25 protein-coding genes are annotated in these 24,465 nt (G+C 37.7%); 18 read left to right on the top strand and 7 right to left on the bottom strand.

Annotation, left to right across the window (positions count from 1 at the left end):
- The first annotated feature begins 62 nt into the window (after window positions 1–62).
- Window positions 63–2,060: a methyl-accepting chemotaxis protein gene (locus MHB42_RS16885; protein ID WP_340807617.1), complete on the top strand. Its 1,998-nt coding sequence runs from the start codon at window positions 63–65 to the stop codon at window positions 2,058–2,060.
- A gap of 214 nt (window positions 2,061–2,274) precedes the next feature.
- A complete protein-coding gene (locus MHB42_RS16880) occupies window positions 2,275–3,243 on the top strand; it encodes a tRNA dihydrouridine synthase (RefSeq protein ID WP_340807615.1) in 969 nt (322 codons plus the stop codon).
- A gap of 89 nt (window positions 3,244–3,332) precedes the next feature.
- Here MHB42_RS16880 and MHB42_RS16875 read toward each other — a convergent pair whose 3' ends face one another.
- Window positions 3,333–3,527 (bottom strand): hypothetical protein, encoded by a 195-nt coding sequence (locus MHB42_RS16875; RefSeq protein ID WP_340807613.1) that lies wholly within the window; start codon window positions 3,525–3,527, stop codon window positions 3,333–3,335.
- 301 nt (window positions 3,528–3,828) lie between these two features.
- Between MHB42_RS16875 and MHB42_RS16870 the strand changes: the two genes are divergently transcribed.
- The 5 genes from MHB42_RS16870 (at window position 3,829) to MHB42_RS16850 (ending at window position 10,103) form a co-directional block, all read left to right on the top strand.
- Entirely contained in the window at window positions 3,829–5,472 is a 1,644-nt protein-coding gene (locus MHB42_RS16870; protein WP_340807611.1) for a glycerol-3-phosphate dehydrogenase/oxidase, read from the top strand.
- Window positions 5,473–5,518: 46 nt separating this feature from the next.
- The gene (locus MHB42_RS16865) at window positions 5,519–6,076 is read left to right on the top strand and encodes a glycerol-3-phosphate responsive antiterminator (RefSeq protein WP_340807609.1); all 558 of its coding nucleotides are present in this window, start codon (window positions 5,519–5,521) and stop codon (window positions 6,074–6,076) included.
- A gap of 162 nt (window positions 6,077–6,238) precedes the next feature.
- Window positions 6,239–7,042 carry an MIP/aquaporin family protein gene (locus MHB42_RS16860; protein ID WP_340807608.1) on the top strand — a complete coding sequence of 268 codons (804 nt, stop codon included), beginning with the start codon at window positions 6,239–6,241 and terminating at the stop codon, window positions 7,040–7,042.
- Window positions 7,043–7,061: 19 nt separating this feature from the next.
- Window positions 7,062–8,558, top strand: a complete 1,497-nt coding sequence (gene glpK, locus MHB42_RS16855) for a glycerol kinase GlpK (protein ID WP_340807607.1) — start codon at window positions 7,062–7,064, stop codon at window positions 8,556–8,558.
- Window positions 8,559–8,906: 348 nt separating this feature from the next.
- Window positions 8,907–10,103 carry an MFS transporter gene (locus MHB42_RS16850; RefSeq protein WP_340807605.1) on the top strand — a complete coding sequence of 399 codons (1,197 nt, stop codon included), beginning with the start codon at window positions 8,907–8,909 and terminating at the stop codon, window positions 10,101–10,103.
- Between the two features lie 59 nt (window positions 10,104–10,162).
- Here MHB42_RS16850 and MHB42_RS16845 read toward each other — a convergent pair whose 3' ends face one another.
- Window positions 10,163–10,366: an alpha/beta-type small acid-soluble spore protein gene (locus MHB42_RS16845; protein ID WP_340807604.1), complete on the bottom strand. Its 204-nt coding sequence runs from the start codon at window positions 10,364–10,366 to the stop codon at window positions 10,163–10,165.
- Between the two features lie 282 nt (window positions 10,367–10,648).
- On the opposite strand from MHB42_RS16845, the gene MHB42_RS16840 reads away from it, so the two are divergent.
- From MHB42_RS16840 to MHB42_RS16830, 3 genes are all read left to right on the top strand, one after another.
- Window positions 10,649–11,143 (top strand): YehS family protein, encoded by a 495-nt coding sequence (locus tag MHB42_RS16840; protein ID WP_340807602.1) that lies wholly within the window; start codon window positions 10,649–10,651, stop codon window positions 11,141–11,143.
- 135 nt (window positions 11,144–11,278) lie between these two features.
- Entirely contained in the window at window positions 11,279–11,473 is a 195-nt protein-coding gene (locus MHB42_RS16835; RefSeq protein ID WP_340807601.1) for a hypothetical protein, read from the top strand.
- A 164-nt stretch (window positions 11,474–11,637) separates the two neighbouring features.
- On the top strand, window positions 11,638–12,300 hold the full coding sequence (locus tag MHB42_RS16830) for a hypothetical protein (protein ID WP_340807600.1): 663 nt from the start codon (window positions 11,638–11,640) through the stop codon (window positions 12,298–12,300).
- Between the two features lie 49 nt (window positions 12,301–12,349).
- Here MHB42_RS16830 and MHB42_RS16825 read toward each other — a convergent pair whose 3' ends face one another.
- Together MHB42_RS16825 and MHB42_RS16820 are read right to left on the bottom strand one after the other, a co-directional pair.
- A complete protein-coding gene (locus MHB42_RS16825; RefSeq protein WP_340807598.1) occupies window positions 12,350–12,670 on the bottom strand; it encodes a hypothetical protein in 321 nt (106 codons plus the stop codon).
- Window positions 12,671–12,918: 248 nt separating this feature from the next.
- On the bottom strand, window positions 12,919–13,914 hold the full coding sequence (locus MHB42_RS16820) for a M23 family metallopeptidase (protein ID WP_340807597.1): 996 nt from the start codon (window positions 13,912–13,914) through the stop codon (window positions 12,919–12,921).
- A 313-nt stretch (window positions 13,915–14,227) separates the two neighbouring features.
- On the opposite strand from MHB42_RS16820, the gene MHB42_RS16815 reads away from it, so the two are divergent.
- The 4 genes from MHB42_RS16815 (at window position 14,228) to MHB42_RS16800 (ending at window position 19,842) form a co-directional block, all read left to right on the top strand.
- Window positions 14,228–16,123: a PrkA family serine protein kinase gene (locus MHB42_RS16815; protein ID WP_340808624.1), complete on the top strand. Its 1,896-nt coding sequence runs from the start codon at window positions 14,228–14,230 to the stop codon at window positions 16,121–16,123.
- A gap of 139 nt (window positions 16,124–16,262) precedes the next feature.
- Window positions 16,263–17,420 carry a sporulation protein YhbH gene (gene yhbH, locus MHB42_RS16810; RefSeq protein ID WP_340807596.1) on the top strand — a complete coding sequence of 386 codons (1,158 nt, stop codon included), beginning with the start codon at window positions 16,263–16,265 and terminating at the stop codon, window positions 17,418–17,420.
- Window positions 17,421–17,453: 33 nt separating this feature from the next.
- Window positions 17,454–18,857, top strand: coding sequence for a SpoVR family protein (locus MHB42_RS16805; RefSeq protein ID WP_340807594.1), 1,404 nt, complete (start codon window positions 17,454–17,456; stop codon window positions 18,855–18,857).
- A gap of 109 nt (window positions 18,858–18,966) precedes the next feature.
- Window positions 18,967–19,842 carry a radical SAM/SPASM domain-containing protein gene (locus MHB42_RS16800; RefSeq protein ID WP_340807593.1) on the top strand — a complete coding sequence of 292 codons (876 nt, stop codon included), beginning with the start codon at window positions 18,967–18,969 and terminating at the stop codon, window positions 19,840–19,842.
- Between the two features lie 28 nt (window positions 19,843–19,870).
- On the opposite strand, the gene MHB42_RS16795 is transcribed toward MHB42_RS16800, so the two are convergent.
- Window positions 19,871–20,260, bottom strand: a complete 390-nt coding sequence (locus tag MHB42_RS16795; RefSeq protein WP_340807592.1) for a helix-turn-helix domain-containing protein — start codon at window positions 20,258–20,260, stop codon at window positions 19,871–19,873.
- A gap of 217 nt (window positions 20,261–20,477) precedes the next feature.
- Here MHB42_RS16795 and MHB42_RS16790 point away from each other — a divergent pair, with 217 nt between their 5' ends.
- Entirely contained in the window at window positions 20,478–21,152 is a 675-nt protein-coding gene (locus tag MHB42_RS16790) for a restriction endonuclease subunit S (RefSeq protein WP_340807590.1), read from the top strand.
- A gap of 195 nt (window positions 21,153–21,347) precedes the next feature.
- On the opposite strand, the gene MHB42_RS16785 is transcribed toward MHB42_RS16790, so the two are convergent.
- A complete protein-coding gene (locus tag MHB42_RS16785; RefSeq protein WP_340807589.1) occupies window positions 21,348–23,021 on the bottom strand; it encodes a ribonuclease J in 1,674 nt (557 codons plus the stop codon).
- Window positions 23,022–23,097: 76 nt separating this feature from the next.
- Window positions 23,098–23,592: a L,D-transpeptidase family protein gene (locus MHB42_RS16780; RefSeq protein WP_340807587.1), complete on the bottom strand. Its 495-nt coding sequence runs from the start codon at window positions 23,590–23,592 to the stop codon at window positions 23,098–23,100.
- 151 nt (window positions 23,593–23,743) lie between these two features.
- Between MHB42_RS16780 and MHB42_RS16775 the strand changes: the two genes are divergently transcribed.
- The 3 genes from MHB42_RS16775 (at window position 23,744) to MHB42_RS16765 (ending at window position 24,422) form a co-directional block, all read left to right on the top strand.
- Window positions 23,744–23,953 (top strand): hypothetical protein, encoded by a 210-nt coding sequence (locus MHB42_RS16775; protein ID WP_340807586.1) that lies wholly within the window; start codon window positions 23,744–23,746, stop codon window positions 23,951–23,953.
- Between the two features lie 11 nt (window positions 23,954–23,964).
- Window positions 23,965–24,159 carry a gamma-type small acid-soluble spore protein gene (locus MHB42_RS16770; RefSeq protein ID WP_340807584.1) on the top strand — a complete coding sequence of 65 codons (195 nt, stop codon included), beginning with the start codon at window positions 23,965–23,967 and terminating at the stop codon, window positions 24,157–24,159.
- Window positions 24,160–24,242: 83 nt separating this feature from the next.
- Window positions 24,243–24,422, top strand: a complete 180-nt coding sequence (locus MHB42_RS16765; RefSeq protein ID WP_340807582.1) for a cysteine-rich CWC family protein — start codon at window positions 24,243–24,245, stop codon at window positions 24,420–24,422.
- Window positions 24,423–24,465 lie beyond the last annotated feature (43 nt).

The raw sequence follows: 24,465 nt of genomic DNA, 5'->3' as shown, positions 1-24,465 counted from the left end.
ATTAGACTAACTAAAAATTGTGTTCTACTGACTAAAATGAAAGTAAAGAGAGATGATTCAGTTTGTATAAGTCTATTAAAACAAAAATTATTTTCATTGTGATGGTGCTGTTCATTATTGGTGTTTTAACAATGAGCATTATCAGTATCACTGAAATGAAAAATAAAACAGAGGACAGCGTGATTGCGCAAAGCACTATCTTTGTTAATCAAATGTCTGACTCCATCAATAATTATCTACAGCAATATGAAAAAGGGCTTGATCAGTTATCAAATTCTCGTAATTTTGAGAATCTCATGGAGGTAGAAAATCCAGGAGCTCAAACTTTTCCAACTCTTGAGAATGAGCTATCTCAGTTTTTAGATACATACGAGGATGCTGCATTTATTTATTTTGCCTTTCCAACTAAGGAAATGATTCATATTCCGCATGTAGATTTAGGGGCGGATTTTGATCCAACAAGCCGTGAGTGGTACAAAGAAGCTGTTAGTAATCCTGATTCCGTGTATTGGACGAATCCATACATTGATGCTGCAACTGGAGATTATGCAATTACCGCAGCTAAGGCTGTGCAACGCAATGGGCAACTTTTAGGGGTTGTTGGAATTAGTATTGAGCTATCTGCGCTTACTGATACCATTCTTGAAATTGAACTTGGCTATGATGGATATCCTGTCCTATTAGACCCAGAGGGAAGTGCCATTGTTCATCCAACATTGAGTGGTGAAAACATGATGGAACAGCCTTTTATCAAGAAAATGTATACGGATGGCAAGGATAGTGGACACATTTATTATAATGATGAAGGTACTGACAAGTTACTGCTATTTACAACTCTGCCAGAGCTTAATTGGAAGGTTGCCACATTTTATGATAGTAAAAATATAAACGCAGCGGCAATTGAGCTACGAAATACGATATTGCTTGTATCCTTAGCCACTTTAGTTATTCTATTTATCATGCTTTATATCGTAATTAGTCGCACAATTAAACCGATTGAAACGCTAAAAACACTGATGAATTCTGTATCTCAAGGTGATTTGACGGTTCGTTCTGACATCAAAACAAAAGATGAGATTGGTGAACTTGGTGATAATTTTAATGTCATGATTGATAATATGAATACTATTATTGCAGTTGTAAATGATTCTGCGGAAAATGTCCGTGCGAACTCAGAAAGTTTAAGTGCGGTTGCCGAAGAAACAAGCGCTTCAAGCACCGAAGTTTCTCACGCAGTTGGTGAAATTGCACAGGGTGCTGCTAAATCGGCTGAAGACGCAGAAACTGCTACGGAACGTGTTGACTTACTTAGTCAGCAAATTAACGAAATTACAGTGAAGGCTAGAACTATGTCAGATATTGCTACAAAAACTGGCGACATGAACAAGGATGGGCAAGGTAGAATGCAAGAGCTGAAATTATCCTTCAATGATTGGGAGCAAAGCTTGCGATCGATGTTTGAAGTGATCAGCACATTGGAAAATAAAGTGAAGGCGATTGGTGGGGTTATGGAAACTATTACGGAAATCTCCTCACAAACGAATTTGCTTGCCCTGAATGCAAGTATTGAAGCGGCACGTGCAGGGGAGCATGGTAAAGGCTTTGCAGTTGTTGCTGAAGAGGTACGTAAACTTGCTGAGCAATCGGCACGCTCGACAGAAGAAGTGAAAATGACAGTTCAAGAGCTGCAAGTGGAATCCCAACTTGTTACACAGCAGATGAGCGAAACGCGTGAAAACTTCCTACGACAAGGCAACGTTGTCAATGCCACTGAAACAACCTTTGGTGAAATCTCGATGCTTATGTCAGAAATGCAGGATTCTATCGACTCAGTGTATGAAGAAATTCAAAAAGTAGCGGTACACAAGGATGATGTTACTGAAACAATTCAAGCAATGGCAGCAACTTCACAAGAAACAGCAGCAGCCTGTGAAGAGGTGAGTGCTTCAACAGATGAACAGCTTCGTGCCATCCAATCTGTAACAGATGCAGCTGGAACGCTAGTAGAATTAAGTGATAAATTAAGTGAGGCTGTTAATCAATTTAAGGTATCACAATAGTAGTCAAATCCGACAACCGACGCTACTTTAATATGTGAAAAGCTTAGCTCTTTGATCAAGCAATTGATCAGAGGGCTATTTTTCATGCAATTTTCTCAAATTATAAATATCCCATATACTTATATTTGATAAGAAGTGATGAAGCATGATATAAGAGTAAAAGAAGATGGGTATTTTTGACCTCGTACCCATAGTGAAAGGATTGGAATTGACAATGATAGATAATTTTTGGCGTGATTTGCCACGACCATTTTTTGTATTAGCACCGATGGAGGATGTAACAGATGTTGTTTTTCGTCATGTAGTCAGTGCTGCTGGACGACCAGATGTATTTTTCACAGAGTTTACAAACTCAGATAGCTATTGTCATCCAGAGGGAATGAAAAGTGTGCGTGGACGTTTAGCTTTTACAGAAGATGAACAGCCAATGGTGGCACATATTTGGGGAGATAACCCCGACTATTTCCGTCAAATGAGCATTGGCATGGCAGAGCTAGGGTTTAAGGGCATTGATATTAATATGGGCTGCCCTGTACCAAATGTGGCGTCGAGAGGGAAAGGCAGTGGTCTGATTCTACGTCCAGATGTTGCAGCAGAGCTTATTCAAGCAGCAAAAGCAGGCGGGCTGCCTGTTAGCGTAAAAACACGGCTGGGTTACACAAATGTGGATGAGTGGGAGGAGTGGCTCACACATATTTTCAAGCAGGATATTGCCAACCTGTCGATTCATTTGCGGACGAGAAAGGAAATGAGCCAGGTTGATGCCCATTGGGAGTTAATTCCAGAAATTAAAAAACTACGTGACCGTATCGCACCAAATACACTATTAACAATTAATGGGGATATTTCTGACCGTCAAATAGGGCTACAGCTTGCAGAGCAATATGGCATTGATGGTGTGATGATTGGACGAGGTATTTTTAAAAATCCTTTTGCCTTTGAAAAGGAACCAAAAGAGCATAGCAGAAAAGAGTATCTTGATCTTTTAAGACTGCAGCTTGATCTCCAAGATCAGTATGCAGAAGAGCTACCACGTTCCATCTCTGGGCTGCATCGTTTCTTTAAAATTTATGTCAAAGGCTTTCGCGGCGCTGGTGAATTAAGAAATCAATTAATGCACACCAAATCAACAGATGAAGTGCGTGCATTGCTGGATAGCTTTGAAGCCGATAATGCTGAATGACTAGTAAAAATGAAGCATAATTAATAGGAAAGGGGTGGAGATAAGCATTAACCACTCCTTTTCTCTGCTATAAAAGCTGTATTTTTATGTTAGAAAAAATCAAAAATACTACAAAGTGATCTACCTAAGGCTCTAAGTAACCAGAAGATGATTCTAAAAGGCAAGAAAATGAGTTCTGGTAGCCAAAATAGTACATCAAAAACGAAATCAAAAAATGTAGAATCGCTAGCATTCTTTTTGCTTTTTCGTGTTTTATTTTTTCTTCTTTGCCACCATTCCTTCATCTAACTCATCCTTCTTTACATAGTTATGATTTGTTAAGTAAGTTTACGTTCCAATATGTATTTAGTTTCAAATTATTGAAAAAACGACTTTGTTAGCTACTTTCGGAAGTTAGTAAGCGGGCATATTTCCTCCATTGCTTAAATAGCAACTTGCCTTTTTTAAATATGCATATTACAATAAAAAGTAAGTTAATAGCAGGTTTGAGTAACTGAGAGACCATTAAAAACATATGTGCCTAGTGTGCATATGCTTTTGATGGTCTTTTTTTATCTTTAAAAATGATGAAGGAGGAAATAACGTATGAGTACAGCTTCAGCGTTACAACGACAACAAATAATAGAGGAGCTACAGGGGAGAGAATATGATTTATTAGTAATTGGTGGCGGTATTACAGGCTGCGGTATTGCACTGGATGCTGTTGCTCGTGGTCTTTCCGTAGCATTAGTAGAGATGCAGGATTTTGCAGCAGGTACATCTAGCCGTTCAACAAAATTAGTACATGGCGGTTTACGCTATTTAAAGCAATTTGAAATAAAAGAGGTAGCAGAGTTAGGAAAGGAACGTGCCATTGTTTATGAAAATGGTCCACATGTGACAACACCTGTTTGGATGCTGCTACCTTTTCATAAGGGTGGAACATTTGGTAAATATTCTACAAATCTTGGTCTGCGTGTCTATGACTTTTTAGCAGGCGTCAAACGTGCTGAGCGTCGTTATATGTTAAATGCAGTGCAAACCATTGAGAAGGAGCCATTAGTAAAAACAAGGGGCTTACTTGGCGGTGGAATGTATGTGGAATATCGTACCGATGATGCGCGTTTAACGATTGAGGTGGCAAAGGCAGCGATAGAGAAAGGCGCAACATGTATGAATTATATGAAAGCTGAAAAATTTTTATATAATGAACAGCGAAAAATCAATGGCATTGTAGCAAGGGATATTATAACAGATCAGACAATTGATATTCGTGCAAAGGCAGTGGTGAATGCTGCTGGGCCATGGGTGGATGAAGTGCGTACAATTGAAGGTGAGCAAGCTGGTAAGCATTTAATTTTATCGAAAGGTGTGCATATTGTTTTTGATGAATTAAAATTCCCATTAAAACAAGCTGTTTATTTTGATACACCAGATGGTCGCATGGTATTTGCTATTCCTCGTCAAGGAAAAACATATGTGGGAACAACGGATACATTTTATGAGGGCGATGCTCGCAATATGGATGTTTACCAAGAGGATCGTGATTATCTTATGAATGCCATTCATTATATGTTTCCAAATGTAAAGGTGACAGATGCAGATATTGAATCGAGCTGGGCAGGTGTTCGCCCATTGATTCATGAGGACGGAAAAAGCCCGTCTGAAATTTCTCGTAAGGATGAGGTATGGGTATCGCCATCAGGTCTTGTAACAATTGCAGGTGGGAAATTAACAGGCTATCGTAAAATGGCTGAAACGGTATTAAATACGATTACACAAGAACTAGAGCAACGGTTTGGCATTAAATCTTCACCATGTACAACAAAAAAAATTCCGATTTCTGGTGGTAATATTGGCGGTTCAAAGAAATTATATGCCTTCTTATATGACCGTACAAGATTAGGCAAGAAAATAGGGTTATCTGAGAAAGAGGCGAAATTTTTAACACAGCATTATGGAAGCAATGTAGATATTGTCTTTAATTATGTAAAGGAAGGACATTCAATTTTACCATCATGGCTGTATGCACAATTAATGTATGGTATTTATCATGAAATGGTTATTCATCCGAATGATTTTATCATTCGCCGTACAGGATATATGTTCTTTCAAATTGCCATCGTTCAAAAATATAAAGAGGGTATTTTAGATGAGATGGCAAAGCAACTCAACTGGACAGCAGTGCAACGTAAACAATATGAAGAAGATGTCAATAAAGAAATCAGACGGGCGACAACTGCGCTATAATGAAACATTATATAGGATGACCACGAGTAAGGGAGGAGGGAACGGTATGCATTTTGATAATCAACAGGTAATTCCAGCTGCACGTACAGTTAAGCAGTTTGACGAAATAATAGCAAGCCCATTCACGTATATTGTTTTATTAGAGGTGCATATTAGCCTATTGATGTCTTTAAAGCGTGAGGCAACTCGGCATGGCAAAAAATTAATTATTCATGCTGATTTAATTCATGGTTTAAAAACAGATAATTTTGCAGCAGATTTTTTATGTAATGATATTCGTCCTGCTGGTATTATTTCAACGCGCTCCAATATGCTAATGAAAGCCAAGGCTCGTGGAATTATGGCGATTCAACGTGTGTTTTTGATTGATACGATTGCACTTGAAAAAAGCTATTCAATGATTGAAACAGCACAGCCAGATTATATTGAGCTATTACCAGGCATTATTCCGTCTATGATTCAAGAAATCTATGAGCGCACACAAATTCCTGTCATTACAGGTGGTTTAGTACGTACAGTGGACAATATTGAAGAAGCACTAGCTGGAGGTGCTATCGCTGTTACAACATCTAATAAAAAATTATGGGAAAATTTCAAAAAATAGTTGACTATGTATGTTTTTATCTCTAAAATGAACATAAGTTCATAAGCGCGTGGTTAGGAAAAGGAACCCACATTTGTTCATCTACATGTTTACGTGTAGTTTGATTAAATGTGGGTTCCTTTTTGTTTTCCATAGGCTATTATCACAAAGGGGGACTTAACTATGTCTACGTTTACAGCTGAGCTGGTCGGCACAATGATTCTTATTTTATTTGGCGGTGGTGTTGTAGCAGGAGCAGTGCTCAATAAATCGAAGGGCTTTGGTGGTGGATGGATTGTGATTACCTTTGCATGGGGTCTTGCTGTTGCAATGGCAGCCTATGCAGTAGGAGGAGTCAGTGGTGCTCACCTAAACCCTGCACTAACAATTGCCCTTGCTACGATTGGTAATTTTCCATGGGCAGATGTACCAGCATATATTGCAGCACAAATGATTGGTGCATTTTTAGGGGCAACACTTGTTTACTTTATGTATTTACCACATTGGCAGGCAACAGCAGATGCAGATACAAAATTAGCACCATTTTCTACAATGCCGGCTATTAAGCATCCGTTATCAAATCTATTATCAGAAATGATAGGAACATTTATTTTAGTATTAGGTATTTTAGCGTTAGGTACAAACACGATTACAGATGGTTTAAATCCGTTTTTAGTTGGTATGTTAATTGTTGTGATTGGAATGGCTTTAGGTGGTCCGACAGGCTATGCAATTAACCCAGCTCGTGATTTAGGTCCACGTATTGCCCATTTCCTGTTACCGATTTCGGGTAAAGGTGACTCAGGCTGGAGATACGCATGGGTTCCAGTGGTCGGTCCGATTATTGGTGGTACATTTGGTGCTTTATTTTTCCAACAAATATTTGAGGGAAAAAATAGTATAGCATTTTGGATTGTTGCAGTGATTGTTGTTACTATTTTTATAGGGGCACAAATAACTGTAAAGAATGTTCAAGTTGAAAATTAATTTATTTGGAGGGATTTCTATGTCAGAGAAAAAATATATTTTAGCGTTAGACCAAGGTACAACAAGCTCAAGAGCTATTTTATTTGATGAAAATGGCAAAATCGTACACACAGCACAGCAAGAATTCCAGCAGTATTTTCCGCAGGCAGGCTGGGTAGAGCACCATGCAGAGGAAATTTGGTCATCTATCCTATCTTGTATTGCAACCGTGTTATCAGAAAAAGATGTGGATTCAAGCAAAATTGCAGGTATTGGTATTACAAACCAACGTGAAACAACAGTAGTCTGGGATAAAAATACTGGTAAGCCTATTTATAATGCAATTGTCTGGCAATCACGTCAAACGAATGATATTTGTGAGCAATTAAAGGAAAGCGGTTACAATGATTTGTTTCGTGATAAAACAGGCTTATTAATCGATGCCTACTTCTCTGGTACAAAAGTGAAATGGATTTTAGATCATGTTGAGGGAGCGCGTGAAAAAGCTGAGGCAGGAGAGCTATTATTCGGGACAATTGATACATGGTTAATTTGGAAGCTATCAGGTGGTAAAGCACATGTAACAGACTATTCCAATGCTTCTCGTACATTAATGTACAATATTTACGATTTAAAGTGGGATGAGGAACTATTAGAAATTTTAACTGTTCCTGCCTCCATGCTACCAGAAGTACGTCCTTCCTCTGAAATTTATGGCTATACAGAGGAGGCATTGTTCTTTGGCTCTGCTGTTCCAATTGCAGGTGCTGCTGGTGACCAACAAGCTGCATTATTCGGTCAGGCTTGCTTTGAGGAAGGTATGGTGAAGAACACATATGGCACAGGCTGCTTTATGTTAATGAACACAGGTGAAAAGGCAGTGAAGTCAAACAATGGCTTATTGACAACATTAGCTTGGGGCTTAGATGGTAAAGTAACTTATGCTTTAGAGGGTAGTATTTTTGTGGCAGGCTCAGCGATTCAATGGCTGCGTGATGGCTTGCGTATGTTCCGTAATGCCAGTGAATCGGAGCAATATGCAGCACGTGTAGAGTCAACAGATGGTGTGTATGTTGTCCCAGCATTTGTTGGTTTAGGAACACCGTATTGGGATTCTGATGTGCGAGGAGCTGTCTTTGGCTTAACACGCGGGACATCAAAGGAGCATTTTGTACGTGCGACACTAGAATCATTAGCCTATCAAACAAAGGATGTATTAGCAGCGATGGAGGCAGATGCTAATATTCCATTAGCAAAATTGCGTGTAGATGGTGGAGCTGTAGCAAATAATTTTTTAATGCAATTCCAAGCAGATTTATTAAATGTTCCTGTTGATCGTCCAGTTATCAATGAAACAACAGCTTTAGGTGCAGCCTATTTAGCAGGCTTAGCAGTAGGCTATTGGCATTCGACAGAGGAAATCGGTAAGTATTGGAATTTAGATCATCAATTTACACCAAATATGAGTGATGAGCATCGTGACAATATTTATGCAGGCTGGAAAAAGGCTGTTGCCGCAGCGCAAGCATTTAAGTAAGCAAATTAATTGATAGAGATTTGCCTTTTTATTGAAGAACAAAGTTAATTTCCACTATTCAACCATTGCTTTTTCATTCGTAATCTTATAGAATGTAGAACGGTATAATTGAACGATATAAAATTTCCTTTAAGACGGTCCAGAGAGGCTGAAAAGGGCTAATTGGTATTTTCTAGACGAATGAATATCTTTGCTTTGGCATGCCCTTTTGTCCTCTGTGACAGAAGGGCTTTTATATTGTTACTCTTTTAATGGAGGTCCAGTGAGGCTCCAAAAGAGAATGGACAAGACAGCTATAATCCATTCACTAAAAGAGATAGACAACTAGAAAATGGGAGGCTAGAAGGAATGGATTATCGTAAGAAAACGGTTGTCGCTTCAGTAGCGGGATTAACCTTAGAAGGAATGGACATTATGTTTATTTCCTTTGCGATGACAATGATTATTGCAGAGTTTAATATCGACCTTGCAACAGGAGGAATGATTTCTTCAGTTACAAATATTGGTATGCTATTAGGCGGTATTATTTTCGGTATACTAGCAGATAAATATGGACGAGTAAAAGTATTTACATATACGATTATATTATTTGCCATTGGTACGGCTTTAACAGGACTAGCCACAAATATTGAACAAGTTTATATCTATAGATTTATTGCTGGTTTAGGTGCTGGTGGAGAGTATGGTATTGGTATGGCACTTGTTGCTGAGGCTTGGCCAAAGAATAAGCAGGGACGAGCTTCCTCTTATGTAAGTGTAGGAGCACAATATGGCGTTATTTTAGCGGCATTATTAAGTGCGATTATTTTACCGCATTTAGGATGGAGAGCATTATTCTTTATTGGTGTATTCCCTGTTATTTTTGCCTTTATTGTACGTAGAAATCTTGAAGAATCACCAGAATGGTTAGCAGCACAGAGCAAGCAACATAAAAAGCAAGAGCAAGGAAAATTAACACAGCTATTCGCCACACCTCGTATAGCAGTAACGACACTTTCGCTTATTTTAATGGCTACTGTTCAAATTGCAGGCTACAATGGCTTAATGATTTGGTTGCCGTCTATGCTACAGCAATCACAAGGGTTATCTGTATCAAGCTCAGCATTGTGGACAATTAGTACCGCAGTTGGCATGATTATTGGGATGCTGACATTCGGTAGATTTATGGATAAATTTGGTGCAAAGCGTGCCTTTGGTGTCTTTTTACTTGCTTCTGCCTGTGCAGTATTTCTGTACTCCTTTGCAACAGGAGCAATTGCTATATTAATGGGAGGCGCTATTGTAGGCTTCTTCTCGAATGGGATGTTTGCCGGATATGGTGCATTAATTAGTAGCTTCTATCCTGTACAAATTCGCAGTACAGCAACCAATACAATCTTTAACTTTGGCCGAGCAATAGGTGGTTTTTCTCCAATTTTCGTCGGCTATATTTTACAAAACTACGATATGACAATAGCAATGATTTACTTAGCGGCGCTATATTGCACTTCCTTTGTTGTGATGTTGACATTGAAAAGCTCAGACAAGGCGATGCAAATCGCATAATCTGATAAATGATAAAAGAACGAATTCCACATTACCGTTGGGATTCGTTCTTGTTATTTTTATAATAAACCTTTTGAGCGTTTTTCAGCCATTTCTACAAGGCGTTTTGTAATTTCTCCCCCAACGGAGCCATTTGCGCGAGAAGATGCTTCAGGACCAAGCTGTACACCAAATTCTTGAGCAATTTCATATTTCATTTGATCGACAGCTTCTTGAACACCAGGTACTTGCAGTTTGTTGGAACTACGGTTCGTATTAGCCATGATTGTCACCTCCTTCAAATTTAGAATGGACGATGTGATACTTTTCATACATTTAAAAAGAAGGAAAGACACACGCTAATTGTTAATCACAACAACTTGTGGAAAGCATGAAGCTCTCTGTTATAATTAAGCCTGATTCTTTATCTTGGCTCAGTGGATGTCCAAATGTCCACTGAACCAAGATAAAAGCCCTGGCGGCAGATGCTTTATGTACTGAAAGCATTAGCGACAGGTACAATTACGCTAGGGCGTAATTGATTGAATAAAAGGAGGAACTAATTTATGACGAATAATGATATATTAATTCGTTTACGCTATGCATTCGATATAAAAAATACAGAGATGGTGAAAATTTTTAAGCTAGGTGGTCTGGACTACACAAAAGAAGATGTGTTAAATATGCTGATTAAAGTAAATGATGAGGAAGAAGCACCAGAAGTATACATTAAATGTAATAATAAAATGCTTGAGGCCTTTTTAAATGGCTTTATTACATTTAAACGTGGACCTCAAAAAACAGCAGAAGGACAGGCTGAAGGGCCAGCACCTGTTACAGGAAAAGAAAGCCCAAATAATATGCTGTTAAAGAAAGTAAAAATTGCTTTAGCTTTAACAAGTGAAGATATGCTTGATATTTTATATGAGGGTGGTGTGAATGTTTCGAAAAGCGAGCTAGGGGCTATTTTAAGAAACCCGAGCCATCGCAATTATAAAGAATGCGGTGATCGCTTTGTACGCAATTTTTTAAGAGGCTTAACATATAAATATAGAGACTAATATACTTGTCAATCTAAAAGCATCCTTTTTTCTTTAAAAATTGTTGACAATTTGTGACGGAATTATGTACAATTGACTTATCACAAAATGTTCACAAAAAAGATGAAAAGTGTTCACAAATAAAGGGGTGCTTGTATGATTTATTTTGACATCTTATTAGTAGCTATTGCATGTATTACAATGCCTTTTATTGTTGCAATTATGTTAGATATTTTTTATGCAGAACGTAAAAAAGTTCGTTTTTCATTACGTCGTACGTCACTATGGTATGTAGCGATGTTTGCGCTATCCTTTATACCATCAGTGCTCCTTGTAACACAAAACGTATAATATATTCAAACACTTAGGGGTAAGTGAGTGAAAGACATCGAGAAATTCAATCTCGATGTCTTTTTTTGTAGCAAAGAAGTATGAAAAGATAGTCTTAAGAATATGATTGCTAGTATATCACAGGATTTTTTCTAGCAATTATCTTACTTAAGGGCGGGAGAGCAATGAAAATTATTTTTTTCATTTTATTGGGGATTATCTATCTTGTTCTAGCAAATGCTATTGAGCTGATGATTATTCAGCAGCTCTTTTTTATCATTGGTATAGCTTTAGTTGGTATAGGCAGCGTGCGTTATATAAAAGCGCGTTATAGTGAAATGCAGCATTTAGCGAATATGCGGGAGGCAAGTGAGGCAGAGATAACAGCTATTCCTCATACACAATGCACAATATCACAGGATGTTTTACATGCTTTATTGTTAAATGAGCAAACGAATATGCTGATTGTAGCACAGCGAGAAGCATTGGATGACCCGCTCAAAGTAATAGAAATTCCATTTAATAAAATATATGAGGTAGCAGTGGTGGAGGATGAAGCAACTATACGAAAAGCGAAAAACTATTTAATAGGTAGCTCATTATTAGATGAAATGGAGGAGCTTGAGGAGGAAGATACAGTTTCACAGCTATCATTAAAGCTAGTTGTGGATCATCTAGCAGCCCCTATTGTTGAATATATATTTATGGAAAATAGTGACCATCCAATTGAAAGGGATACAGATGAATATGAGGAAGCATTGGAACTATGTGAGCAATGGTTTCAAAAGATTAGCGTTATTATTAAGCGCCATGAATTGGAAAGGGTTCCTATTCGACAATGGCAATAGCAAGTGGGTGTTTCAAACGACTTTTGAAACACCCGCTTGCTATTTTTCATTAAACTTTAAATTGCTGTAGCTGGTTATTTAGCTCCTCACCAGCCATTGCACGATAATCATTAAATGTTTCTTTATGAGCTATATCACCTGTTGAGATAAAGTTAAAGGCTGCTGATAAACGAACACTCATAGAAAGTGCTAAGTTCTTACTTGCATTTAAGACAATTAAATCTTCCTGTACTAAGCTTTCCGCTTGTTTTTCCATATTTGTATTGGAAATATAAGTGTAGCTTGTAAAGCTAATGACAATTGTTAATAAAAGTATAAATGCACTTAAAATGCGAGCTTTCAGTGTTTTAAATTGGAAAATCCTTTTCATGTTCCCACCTCATTACTTATTCCATATAGAGCATATTGATCAATAATAATTATTATTTTATACCTATTTTTATGAATACTTAAGAACTTTATTGAAAATAGTTTTTTAGTATAATAGTTTCGCTTATACAATTCCATAAATAATCAAAAATATATAGTAGTATAACAACTATTTGATACCTTTTTGAGATATGTTTATTAAAAAAGCACTTTCAGCAAAATGCTTGAAGTGCTCTTAATAAAATCCATTTATTGTTTTTGATTTTTTGCCTGACGCTCCCATTGTAATAAGGAAGGATATGGGTCAAATGCCCATTCGGTTCTGCCATTAAATTTGTAAATACCATAGTGCAGATGTGGAGGGAATTTACCAGATGTTCCTTCTTTACCATAGCCAGAGCTGCCAACATAGCCAAGAACAGTGCCTGGCTTTACAATTGTACCTACTTCAATATCCTTATGATAGCTACCAAGATGGGCATAATAATGATAGGAATTATGATTGTCACGAATACCAATACGCCAGCCACCAAATTGATTCCAGCCTTTTATCTCAACAATGCCATATGAGGTAGATAAGACAGGTGTTCCATAGTTTGCAAAAATATCTGTGCCTTCATGGATACGACGTCCACCCCAGCCTCTATTTGCTCCCCATGTGCCCCTGTAGCTATAATTAGACTGAATGCTAACTGGAAAGGTATGGTCATCCAGCTCTGTTGTTTTAAAGTGCCTGTATAATGTCGAAATCGTCACAATTTGATTAACAGCTTCTTCGCTGCCGTAATATTCCCATAACGCTAATTTAAAGTCTTCATCTGTGTTGCCAAATTTGCCTAAATAGCTAGCCATCGAGAAAATAACATCTTCATCATCTTGTGGGCTTGCAATACCATCATTATTTCCATCTAAGCCCATTCCTCCAAAGTAGCTAATGGTTTCAGGATTTGTATCTTCTTTTATAGGGTTTAATGCTCCTGACCAATATTCATCTGAAAATTGGATAGCCAAATAGCCATCTCTTGTTGGAATATCTTTACGAACGGATTGTAGATTTCTTTCATATTGGTCGATAGCGGCTAAAAAATGCCAAGGAATGAGTAATTCATCAAATTGTACATAATAGGACATACGCTGCTGTAAAAGTTCTGCTTCTGTAAGCTCCTCCTTTGCGAAAGAGGGAATTGGGCACAAAAACGCCCCTAACAGCATGAACAATAAAAGAAATTGACAATGGCGATACAATGATGGACCTCCTTTCTAACGTTAGAATAACCGAAATTTTTATCTTCATTCAGCAAGCTTATTAGTGGAAAAAATACATACTAACAGACGTGCTGCCTATGTGCATGAATGAATAAAGTATGTCACTTTTGCTAAGCAAAAATATTCCCTTAATTAATTATAAATGTAGTTTTAGCCTGATTTCACAAGTGTTTGGGACAACTTTAAACAAGAATGGATAAGAAGAAACTGTAGGAAAGAAAAAGTAATGGGTATCATCATGTCATTTCCTTCATAGTATGTTATAAATCAAGCCCTGAATGGAGGGAAGGCTATTAACATTTTAGATAAAGTGAAAAACTATCGCGAAGAAGAAAATAGGCTGAAGTGGGAAGGAACATTTGCAGAGTATTTAAACATTATTAGGGAAAGACCTGAAGTTGCTCAAACAGCCCATTCACGCGTCTACAATATGATAAAAAGTGCTGGTGTAGAGGAACGCGATGGGCAAAAAATGTACAAATTTTTCGGACATGAAATTTTTGGGCTTGAATCAGCAATTGAAAGGTTGGTGGAGGAATATTTCCATCCAGCAGCACGCAGGTTAGATGTTAGAAAGCGTATTTTATTATTAATGGGACCTGTTAGTGGTGGTAAATCAACAATTGTTACCTTGTTAAAGCGAGGGTTAGAGCAATATTCGCGCACAGATGAGGGCGCAGTTTATGCCATTAAAGGATGTCCAATGCATGAAGACCCGTTGCATTTAATTCCACATCATTTGCGTAACGACTTTTTTGAAGAATACGGTATACGAATTGAGGGGAGCTTATCACCTTTAAATACGATGCGTCTTGAAAAGGAATATGATGGACGTATTGAAAATGTGATGATTGAACGTATTACTTTTTCAGAGGATAAACGTGTAGGCATTGGAACATTTACACCATCAGACCCTAAATCACAGGATATTGCAGATTTAACAGGAAGCATTGATTTTTCAACGATTGGTGAATTTGGTTCAGAGTCTGACCCTCGTGCATATCGCTTTGATGGAGAGCTGAATAAGGCGAATCGAGGTATGATGGAATTCCAAGAAATGCTGAAGCTGGATGAAAAATTCTTATGGAATTTATTATCCTTAACACAGGAGGGGAACTTTAAAGCAGGCAGATTTGCGTTAATTAGCGCAGATGAGTTAATTGTTGCTCATACAAATGAAACAGAATATCGCTCGTTTATTTCTAATAAAAAGAATGAAGCATTGCATTCTCGTATTATTGTGATGCCAATTCCGTATAACTTAAAGGTGAGTCAGGAAGAGCATATTTATGAAAAGATGATTAAAGAGAGCGATATGTCCCATGTCCATATTGCACCGCATGCTTTAAAGGCCGCAGCAATCTTTTCGGTTCTCACTCGATTGGAAGTACCGAAAAAGCAAGGTGTGGATTTAATTAAGAAAATGCGCTTGTACGACGGAGAAAATGTGGAGGGATTTAATTCCGTTGACTTGGAGGAGCTGAAAAAAGAGTTTCCGAACGAAGGCATGAACGGCATTGATCCACGCTATATTATTAACCGTATTTCTTCTGCGATTATTCGTAAAGAAGTACCATCCATTAATGCATTAGATGTTTTACGAGCACTAAAGGATGGCCTGGATCAGCATGCTTCCATTTCTCAAGAGGATCGCGAAAAATATATGAATTATATTGCAGTGGCACGGAAAGAGTATGATGAAATTGCTAAAAATGAGGTGCAGAAGGCATTTGTCTACTCATATGAGGAATCGGCTAAAACATTGATGAATAATTATCTCGATAATGTAGAGGCATTTTGTAATAAGCATAAACTTTACGATCCACTCACTGGTGAGGAAATGAATCCTGATGAAAAATTAATGCGCTCGATTGAGGAGCAAATTGGCATCTCAGAAAATGCTAAAAAGGCATTTCGTGAGGAGATTCTTATTCGCATTTCTGCCTATGCACGAAAAGGCAAGCGTTTTGACTATAATTCTCATGAAAGATTACGAGAAGCGATTCAAAAGAAATTATTTGCTGATTTAAAAGATGTTGTGAAAATTACAACCTCTTCAAAAATGCCTGATGAATCACAGCTTAAGAAAATTAATGAGGTTGTGGCAAGGCTTGTGGATGAGCATGGCTACAACACAACATCTGCCAATGAATTGCTGCAATATGTAGGCAGCTTGCTTAATCGCTAAAGACCTAAGCTAGATAGGAGTGTCCGATTTTAAGGGCACTCCTTTTATTATCAGAATTGATTTTACGAAAAAAGTTCAAGAACGTGGCTTTCAAGCATAGGATAGAAAAAGTGAATTTAATAGATGGGTGAGGATAAAAATGACTGAACACGAAAATAAGGGGTTTGTTATCTCTCAGGAAAATTGGTCCCTCCATCGTAAAGGGCACCAAGACCAACAGCGACATATGGAGAAAGTAAAAGATGCGATAAAAAATAATTTACCTGATTTAGTCAGTGAAGAAAGCATTGTAATGTCCAATGGTCGTGAGGTTATTAAAATCCCAATACGTTCCCTAGATGAATATAAAATTCGTTATAACTATGATAACTCTAAGCATGTAGGGCAAGGACAAGGTGATAGTAATATTGGGGATGTTGTGGCGCGTGATGGCAGCAAGGGCAATCAGGGGCAGGGCAATGGCAAAGAAGCCGGTGACAAGCCTGGTCAAGATTACTATGAAGCGGAAGTAAGCATTGAGGAAATTCAAAATGTGTTATTTCACGAATTAGAGCTACCGAATTTGCAGCAGAAAGAAAAGGCAGATATTAAAACGGAAAAAATAGAATTTAATGATATTCGCAAAAAAGGCTTAATGGGCAATGTTGATAAAAAGCGCACAATTTTAAATGCATTAAAGCGCAATGCGATGCAGGGCAAGCCACAAATAACACCTATTCATAATGATGATTTGCGTTTTAAAACATGGGATGAGATTGAGAAGCCAGAATCTAAAGCAGTTGTGCTGGCGATGATGGATACAAGTGGCTCGATGGGAGCTTTTGAAAAATATTGTGCACGCAGCTTTTTCTTTTGGATGACAAAGTTTTTACGTTCAAAATATGAAACCGTTGAAATAGAATTTATTGCACACCATACAGAGGCAAAGGTCGTAACAGAGGAGGCGTTTTTTACAAAGGGTGAAAGTGGCGGAACAATCTGCTCATCTGCTTATAAAAAGGCATTAGAGTTAATTCAGGAGAAGTATCACCCTTCACGCTACAATATTTATCCTGTGCATTTTTCAGATGGTGAAAATATTTCAATGGATAATGAGAAGTGTTTAAAGCTTGTTGGAGAGCTAATGGATGTGTCCAGTATGTTTGGCTATGGGGAGGTCAATCAGCATAATCGTTTTTCAACATTAATGTATACGTATAAAAAAATAGATGATCCCAAGTTTAGATACCATATTTTGCGTAAAAAAGGTGATGTCTATGATGCGTTAAAAAGCTTTTTTAAAAAAAATGAAGAGTAAGGTCAGTATCACGTTCAAAGGAGGAGGCGTACAATGGATACAAAAGCGCTTCATCGAGCCATTGATGAAATTACTGAAATTGCCTCAGGCTTTGGCTTAGATTTTTATCCGATGCGTTACGAAATTTGTCCAGCAGATATTATTTATACATTTGGAGCCTATGGCATGCCTACACGTTTTTCACATTGGAGCTTTGGTAAGCAGTTTCATAAAATGAAGCTTCAATATGATTTAGGGCTTAGTCAAATTTATGAGCTTGTTATTAATTCCAATCCGTGCTACGCATTTTTACTGGATACAAATACATTAACACAAAATAAATTAATTATTGCCCATGTATTAGCGCATTGTGATTTTTTCAAAAATAATGTTCGTTTTTCAAATACACGAAGAGATATGGTGGAGAGCATGACTGCCACGGCTGAACGCATTGCTAGCTATGAAAGGGAGTATGGCAAGGATGAGGTTGAGCGTTTTTTGGATGCAGTCTTAGCCATTCAAGAGCATATTGACCCCTCACTTGTACGACCAAAGCTATCTTGGAGCGATGAGGATGAGCAGGAGGAGGAAAAGCTGCCAACACGCTCCTTATATGATGATTTATGGAGCATCGAGGAAAAAGAAAAGGTCTATAAGCCAGCAAAGCGACGTTTAAAGCATTTTCCGCCAAAGCCCGAAAAGGATTTATTATTATTTTTAGAGGAGTATAGTCGCGAGCTGGAGGAATGGCAGCGAGATATTTTAACAATGATGCGTGAGGAAATGCTTTATTTTTGGCCCCAGCTAGAAACGAAAATTATGAATGAGGGCTGGGCATCCTTTTGGCATCAACGAATTATGCGTGAGTTGCATCTAACAACTGCAGAAACGATTGAGTATGCTAAATTAAATGCAGGGGTCGTGCAACCATCAAAAACATCCATTAACCCATATTATCTGGGCATTAAAATTTTTGAGGATATTGAATATCGCTACGATCACCCTACTGAGGAGATGAAGGAGCTAGGGGTAAAGCCAAACTCTGGGCGCGATAAAATATTTGAGGTGCGGGAAATTGAATCTGATATTTCCTTTATCCGCAACTATTTAACAAAAGATTTGGCAAAACGAGAAGATTTATATTTATTCCAAAAAAAGGGCAATGACTATCGTATTACAGATAAAGACCATGAAATAGTACGAGATCAGCTTGTATCGATGCGCGTGAATGGCGGCTTCCCATATATTGTTGTGAAAAATGGCGATTATTTACGCAATGGTGAGCTATATTTAGTACATGGCTATGAAGGCATGGAGCTGGACCCTCGTTATTTAGAAAATGTACTGCCTTATATTTATCAGCTATGGGGACGTCCTGTGCATTTGGAAACCTATGTAGATAATAAACCTATGCTATACTCATATGATGGCACCAAAAACACGAAACGGCATATATAGCTAAAAGCTTCTATCTGTTAAAAGGATATTTGAACAGATAGAAGTTTTTTATCTACGAATTTGTTAAAATAGAGTTGAATAATTACGGAACTGGAACGGTGAAAAAACGTTGAAAACATTTAAAAAGGTATATATAGAAATAACGAGTGTTTGTAATTTAGCATGTAGCTTCTGCCCACCAACAGCTCGTGCAAAGGGGCTTATAAAAGTGGAGCAATTTAATAATATATTAGATGAAATTCGTCCACATACAAAATATATTTATTTGCATGTAAAGGGGGAGCCACTTTTACACCCACGCATTGACCAACTGCTAGATGCTGCTCATGAAAAAGGCTTTAAAGTCAATATTACAACAAATGGTACACTTATTAAAAAGAATCGTGAAAAATTATTAGGCAAGCCAGCATTACGTCAAATTAATTTCTCCTTACATAGCTTTGACGGTCATGAAGGTTCAGAAAACCGTGAGAAATATTTAGGGGATATTTTGGATTTTGTACGTGACTCTAGAGAATATAACACAATTATTTCTTATCGTTTATGGAATTTACAAAAGGATCATGTTTCTGACATTGCAGCACGTCGCAATCGGGAAACATTAGAAATTTTAGAGAACGAGTATGGCTTGGATTACCATATTGAAGAAAAGGTAGAGCCCGGTAAAGGGGTTAAAATCGGTCCTCATATTTATTTGAATCAAGACCATGAATTTAGATGGCCAAGCCTATTAGCGCCTGAGGATGAGGGAAAAGGCTTTTGCCATGCATTGCGTAGTCAGGCAGCCATTTTAGTAGATGGTACAGTTGTACCTTGCTGTCTAGATGGGGAAGGTGTTATTAATTTAGGCAATGTCCATGAAAAACCCTTTGCGGAAATTGTAGAGGGGGAGCGTGCTAATCGTATTGTAGACGGCTTCTCACGGAGAGAGGCTGTAGAAGAGCTATGCAAAAAATGTGGCTATCGTCAGAAATTTGGTATGTAATGTTGAATAGGAAGAAACAGCTCCAAGGCTATTGACCATTGGAGCTGTTTTTCTTTGTTTGTGAATCAATCGTATCTAAAAAATCCTTTGTAATGCGTACTACATATTTTACCTCGTCTAAGTTACGTTCCCGTAGTAATGAGCGATGAATGTCTAGCATGAGGTTTTTTTCCTCAATATCAGTAACGCCAGATAATTTTTGAAAATTAAAAAGCTCTTCAGGGGAAATATCTAATGCCTTCATAAGTGTTTCCAATGTACTTAACGTTATATTGGATTGCCCATGTTCAATATTGGAAATACGTCCTTTACTAAAGCCTAATTTCCCTGTTCTTTCAGCTACTTCTTCCTGACTTAGCCCTTTAGATAATCGAATAATACGGAGTTGTTCACCTACTAGCTTTAAAAAATCTGACATATGATTCACCTCTATGTTAAAAGCTAGTGAAAAACAACTAAAATGACTATACTATTATAGTGGTATAATAGAGAAAATGTTACATTAAAATGGTACAATCTTTAGAGTAATACTTTTTCTTAGCCAAATGACCTAATTGAAACAACTAAATAAGCATTTTGAAAACAGCATTATGCTGATGGTCAGCAACTACAACATAAGATTGGGGGATGAAAATATGATGGAGTGCTATTCATTAGAAGAGGTAGCAGAAATTAAAATGGGCGAGATGATGATGAATGACAAATATTTAACTAGGGATGGAACTCCTTTCATAACGAAAGAAACATTTAATCAATTATTTAGAAAAGGTCGTATTCATTCATTGCCGAAAGTTAGTCGTTCTATACAAGAGCAATACTCATTTTTACAAGTACCTGCTAAAAGCATACTGGTGACTAAGCTAAACTTAAAGGACACAAATATATACCAATGTGAAACAGAGCTATGTATTGGTCGTGGCATTATCGCCATCATACCAAATGAATCGATTGTTGTAAGTGATTATTTATTTCATTTTTTTAAGTGGTATCAGCTCAATAAAGAAGGGAAAAATATTTATCAGATCGTCATTGATTTACCAACAATTGCAATTCAGTATCAGGTTGTTCATCTGTTAAATAGGATTCAACAATTACTAGCAAATCGGGATTTTTTAATAACAGCAGTCGAAGGGCTTCCACGGTATTTTAGCAATATTTCGCAACAAGCAAATCAGCAATCTAGAAACTTACATCAAGGATTTGAGCAGCTACAATATTTATATATGGAAATACTACATAAAATTTTTAATGACCAATTTTTAGCAGATGTACATGAACATAATTTTTGTCAAAAACTTAATAATCTATAGCAAACATAAAGCAAATAACGTCAGTGCAGAGTTATCTGAAGCAAAGCGGGAGTAAATGCCCGCAGAGCTGGAGCGAAAATCTGCGAGCAGAATAGATACTCGCGGAGCTGTAGTGAATACCCGCGAAGCTGGAGCGAATACTCACGAGCAGAGCGAATACCCGCAAGCAAAGGAAAAACTCTTCGCACTGACTTATTAAATTTCAATAATAATTGGCAATATCATGGGCTTGCGTTTTGTTTGAGTAAATAAATATTGTCCTACAGCTTTTTTTATTTCTCGGCGCAACACATGTATTTGTGGTCGGCTTTCTGTTTGTAGCTTATGAATAACTTCCTTTGTCAGCATGTTGACCTTTGTTAATAGCTCCTCAAAATCCTTTGCATATACAAAGCCCCGTGAAATAGTATCTGGCTCTGAAATAACAGTGCCATCTGCTTTATTTAATGTTAAGACAATAACAAGCATGCCATCCTCTGAAAGCTGCTTGCGGTCACGTAGTACAATGCCTTCAACCTCACCGATTCCTATACCATCCACATAAGTATCCCCGGCTGGAATTTTACGTGTTTGCCGAGCCTCTGAATGTTCAATATCGACGACATCGCCATTTTTCAAGATAAATGTATGCCCTTTTTCAACACCAATAGCTTCTGCCAATAAACGATGCTGATGCAGCATACGGAATTCACCGTGAATCGGAATAAAAAATTTAGGCTTCATAAATGTTAGCATAAGTTTTAAATCCTCTTGATAGCCATGTCCTGACACATGCATTCCAGTATGACTAGAAGAGCCATAAATCACTTTGGCCCCAAGCTGGAATAAATGATCGACAATACGAGAAACACCCTTTTCATTGCCCGGAATAGGGGATGCGGCTAAAATTACCGTATCATCTGGCAAAATTTTCACCTCGCGATGACTACCATTCGCTAAGCGAGCAAGTGCAGCTAAAGGCTCCCCTTGACTCCCTGTGCAGAGCACTACTACTTCTTCAGGGGGGAGATACTTTACCTCGCGAGCATCAATTAGCAGATCATCTGGAACATCTAAGTAGCCACGTTCAATTGCAACATCCACAACATTGACCATACTGCGGCCTAATAAGGCTAGCTTTCGATTAGTGAGTATAGCTGCGTTGACAATTTGCTGAATACGATTCACATTTGAGGCAAAGGTGGAAATAATAATTTTACGCTCTGCATGTAAAAAGGCCTCCTCAATATGCTGTCCAACAAGTTGTTCAGAGGGAGTTAAGCCTGATCTTTCTGCATTCGTGCTTTCTGAAATTAACACAAGCACTCCCTTCGAGCCAATTTCAGCCATTTTATGAATATCTGCAAACTGATTATTAACAGGTGTTAAATCAAATTTGAAATCACCTGTATGCACAACATTTCCTTCAGGTGTAGATAAAACAATGCCTAAGCAATCAGGTATACTATGGCTGGTTTTAAAGAAACTAGCTGCCATTTGGTCAAATTGTAGTGTAATATCTGCATGAATTTCTATTAAATCGGTTTCTCTTAAAAGCTTATGCTCTTTTAGTTTTAGCTCAATTAGTCCTAATGTGAAGCGAGTAGCGTAAACAGGTACATTGATTTTCTTTAAAAGATATGGAATACCGCCAATATGATCCTCATGCCCATGTGTCACGATTAAGGCTTTAATTTTTTCTTGATTCTCAAGTAAATAACTAATATCAGGAATAATTAAATCAATGCCAAGTAAAGTTTCATCTGGAAATTTTGCACCACAATCAATAATGATGATGCTATCTGAATACTGTACGACGTACATATTTTTACCGATTTCATTAATGCCACCTAGGGCGAATATGGATAATTGCTGCTTTTTTGTGGACACTGCATTCCCTCCTAAATGTCTAACTAATGCCATTATGTAGTATAGCTTGGAATGTTTTATCCTATACGAAAAGATGCTATGGATGAATAATAACTTCAGTACCAATCGGCACAATGCTTGCGAGCTCTTCAACATCTCTATTTTGCATGCGAATACAGCCATGTGATACGGCATGGCCGATGGAGCTAGGATCATTGGTGCCATGAATGCCATAATGCTCCTTTGATAAACTCATCCACATCGTTCCAAATGGACCACCTGGATTTGTCGCTTTATTGATAATAATAAAGCTGCCTATTGGTGTTTCATGTAGCATACGGCCAACGGCAATAGGGTACTGCTTTTGCAGTGTATGATGGTGATATAAACGCAGCCAGCGATTATTAGTAGAAATTTCAATGTGATAAGGAATGCTGGCAGGATTCGGGAAACCAGGTATCACAATTTGCTGACCAATATAAAGAATATCAGGCTGAATTCCCGGATTGGCAGCAATAATGGACTGCAATGGCGTGCGATAATCTCGTGCAATTTGGGACAAAGTTTCTCCAGCCTTAACGGTATGAATCAATGTTTTTCCCTCCTGTAAAAAGATGATTGTTCTACTATATGCGAAAAATGGCTTTAATGGCTTTCGAAATACAGGATTTTTAGCGCTTATGAGGAAAAGACACATGATTTATGGCGTATAACACACATTAAAGGAAAAGGAGGGTGATATAATGGATATAGAAAAAGTGCCTGATGATAAGAAACAATTTATGCATTTAAACAGTAAGGATAAGCCTGATATGGTTGAATCTGATACCATTAGTCTTTTCGATTTACATGAAGATATGCAAACAGTAGATGCCATTCCAATTGAAGAACTCAATAAACGAGTCAAACGAGAAGGCGATGAGTTAATTGAAATGCAGCCAGATGAACTCTAGGAGGAAATGCTATGAATCAGGATAAAGAAGTACGATTGACTGCTGCGGGTACTAATATTGATGAAGTAAAGCGAAAAAATGCAGAGGCCGGCTTATCCTATAATGAAGTAAAAGCACTGCTAGCTCAAAGTGGCGGACATGGAACAGCTATTTATAGTGATACAGATATTGAGGAAGTAAAGCAGGATATACACAAGCATCAGTAATAAACGATTAGGAGGAGTATGCATCTGGAGTGCTCCTCCTTTTGGCTGTTACAATGTTAGAAAATATAGAAAGAGGTGACATAATGTCAGGTGAAGAAAAAGGCTGCCCATTATGTGGAGAGGAAAACCATTGTGGTGTGGCAAAAGGGAAGGAGCATTGCTGGTGTATGACGGTGAACTTTCCACAGCAATTATTAACGAAGGTAGAGGGAGAACGACAGAAATGCATTTGTCAAAAATGTTTGGCTAACTATAAAAAATAATTAGCCAGAGCTTTATATAAAAGGTAAACATTGTAAGAAATCG

This window comes from Lysinibacillus sp. FSL K6-0232 (assembly GCF_038008325.1).
Taxonomy (GTDB): Bacteria; Bacillota; Bacilli; order Bacillales_A; family Planococcaceae; genus Lysinibacillus.
This window is presented reverse-complemented; position numbering and strand designations above follow the sequence as displayed.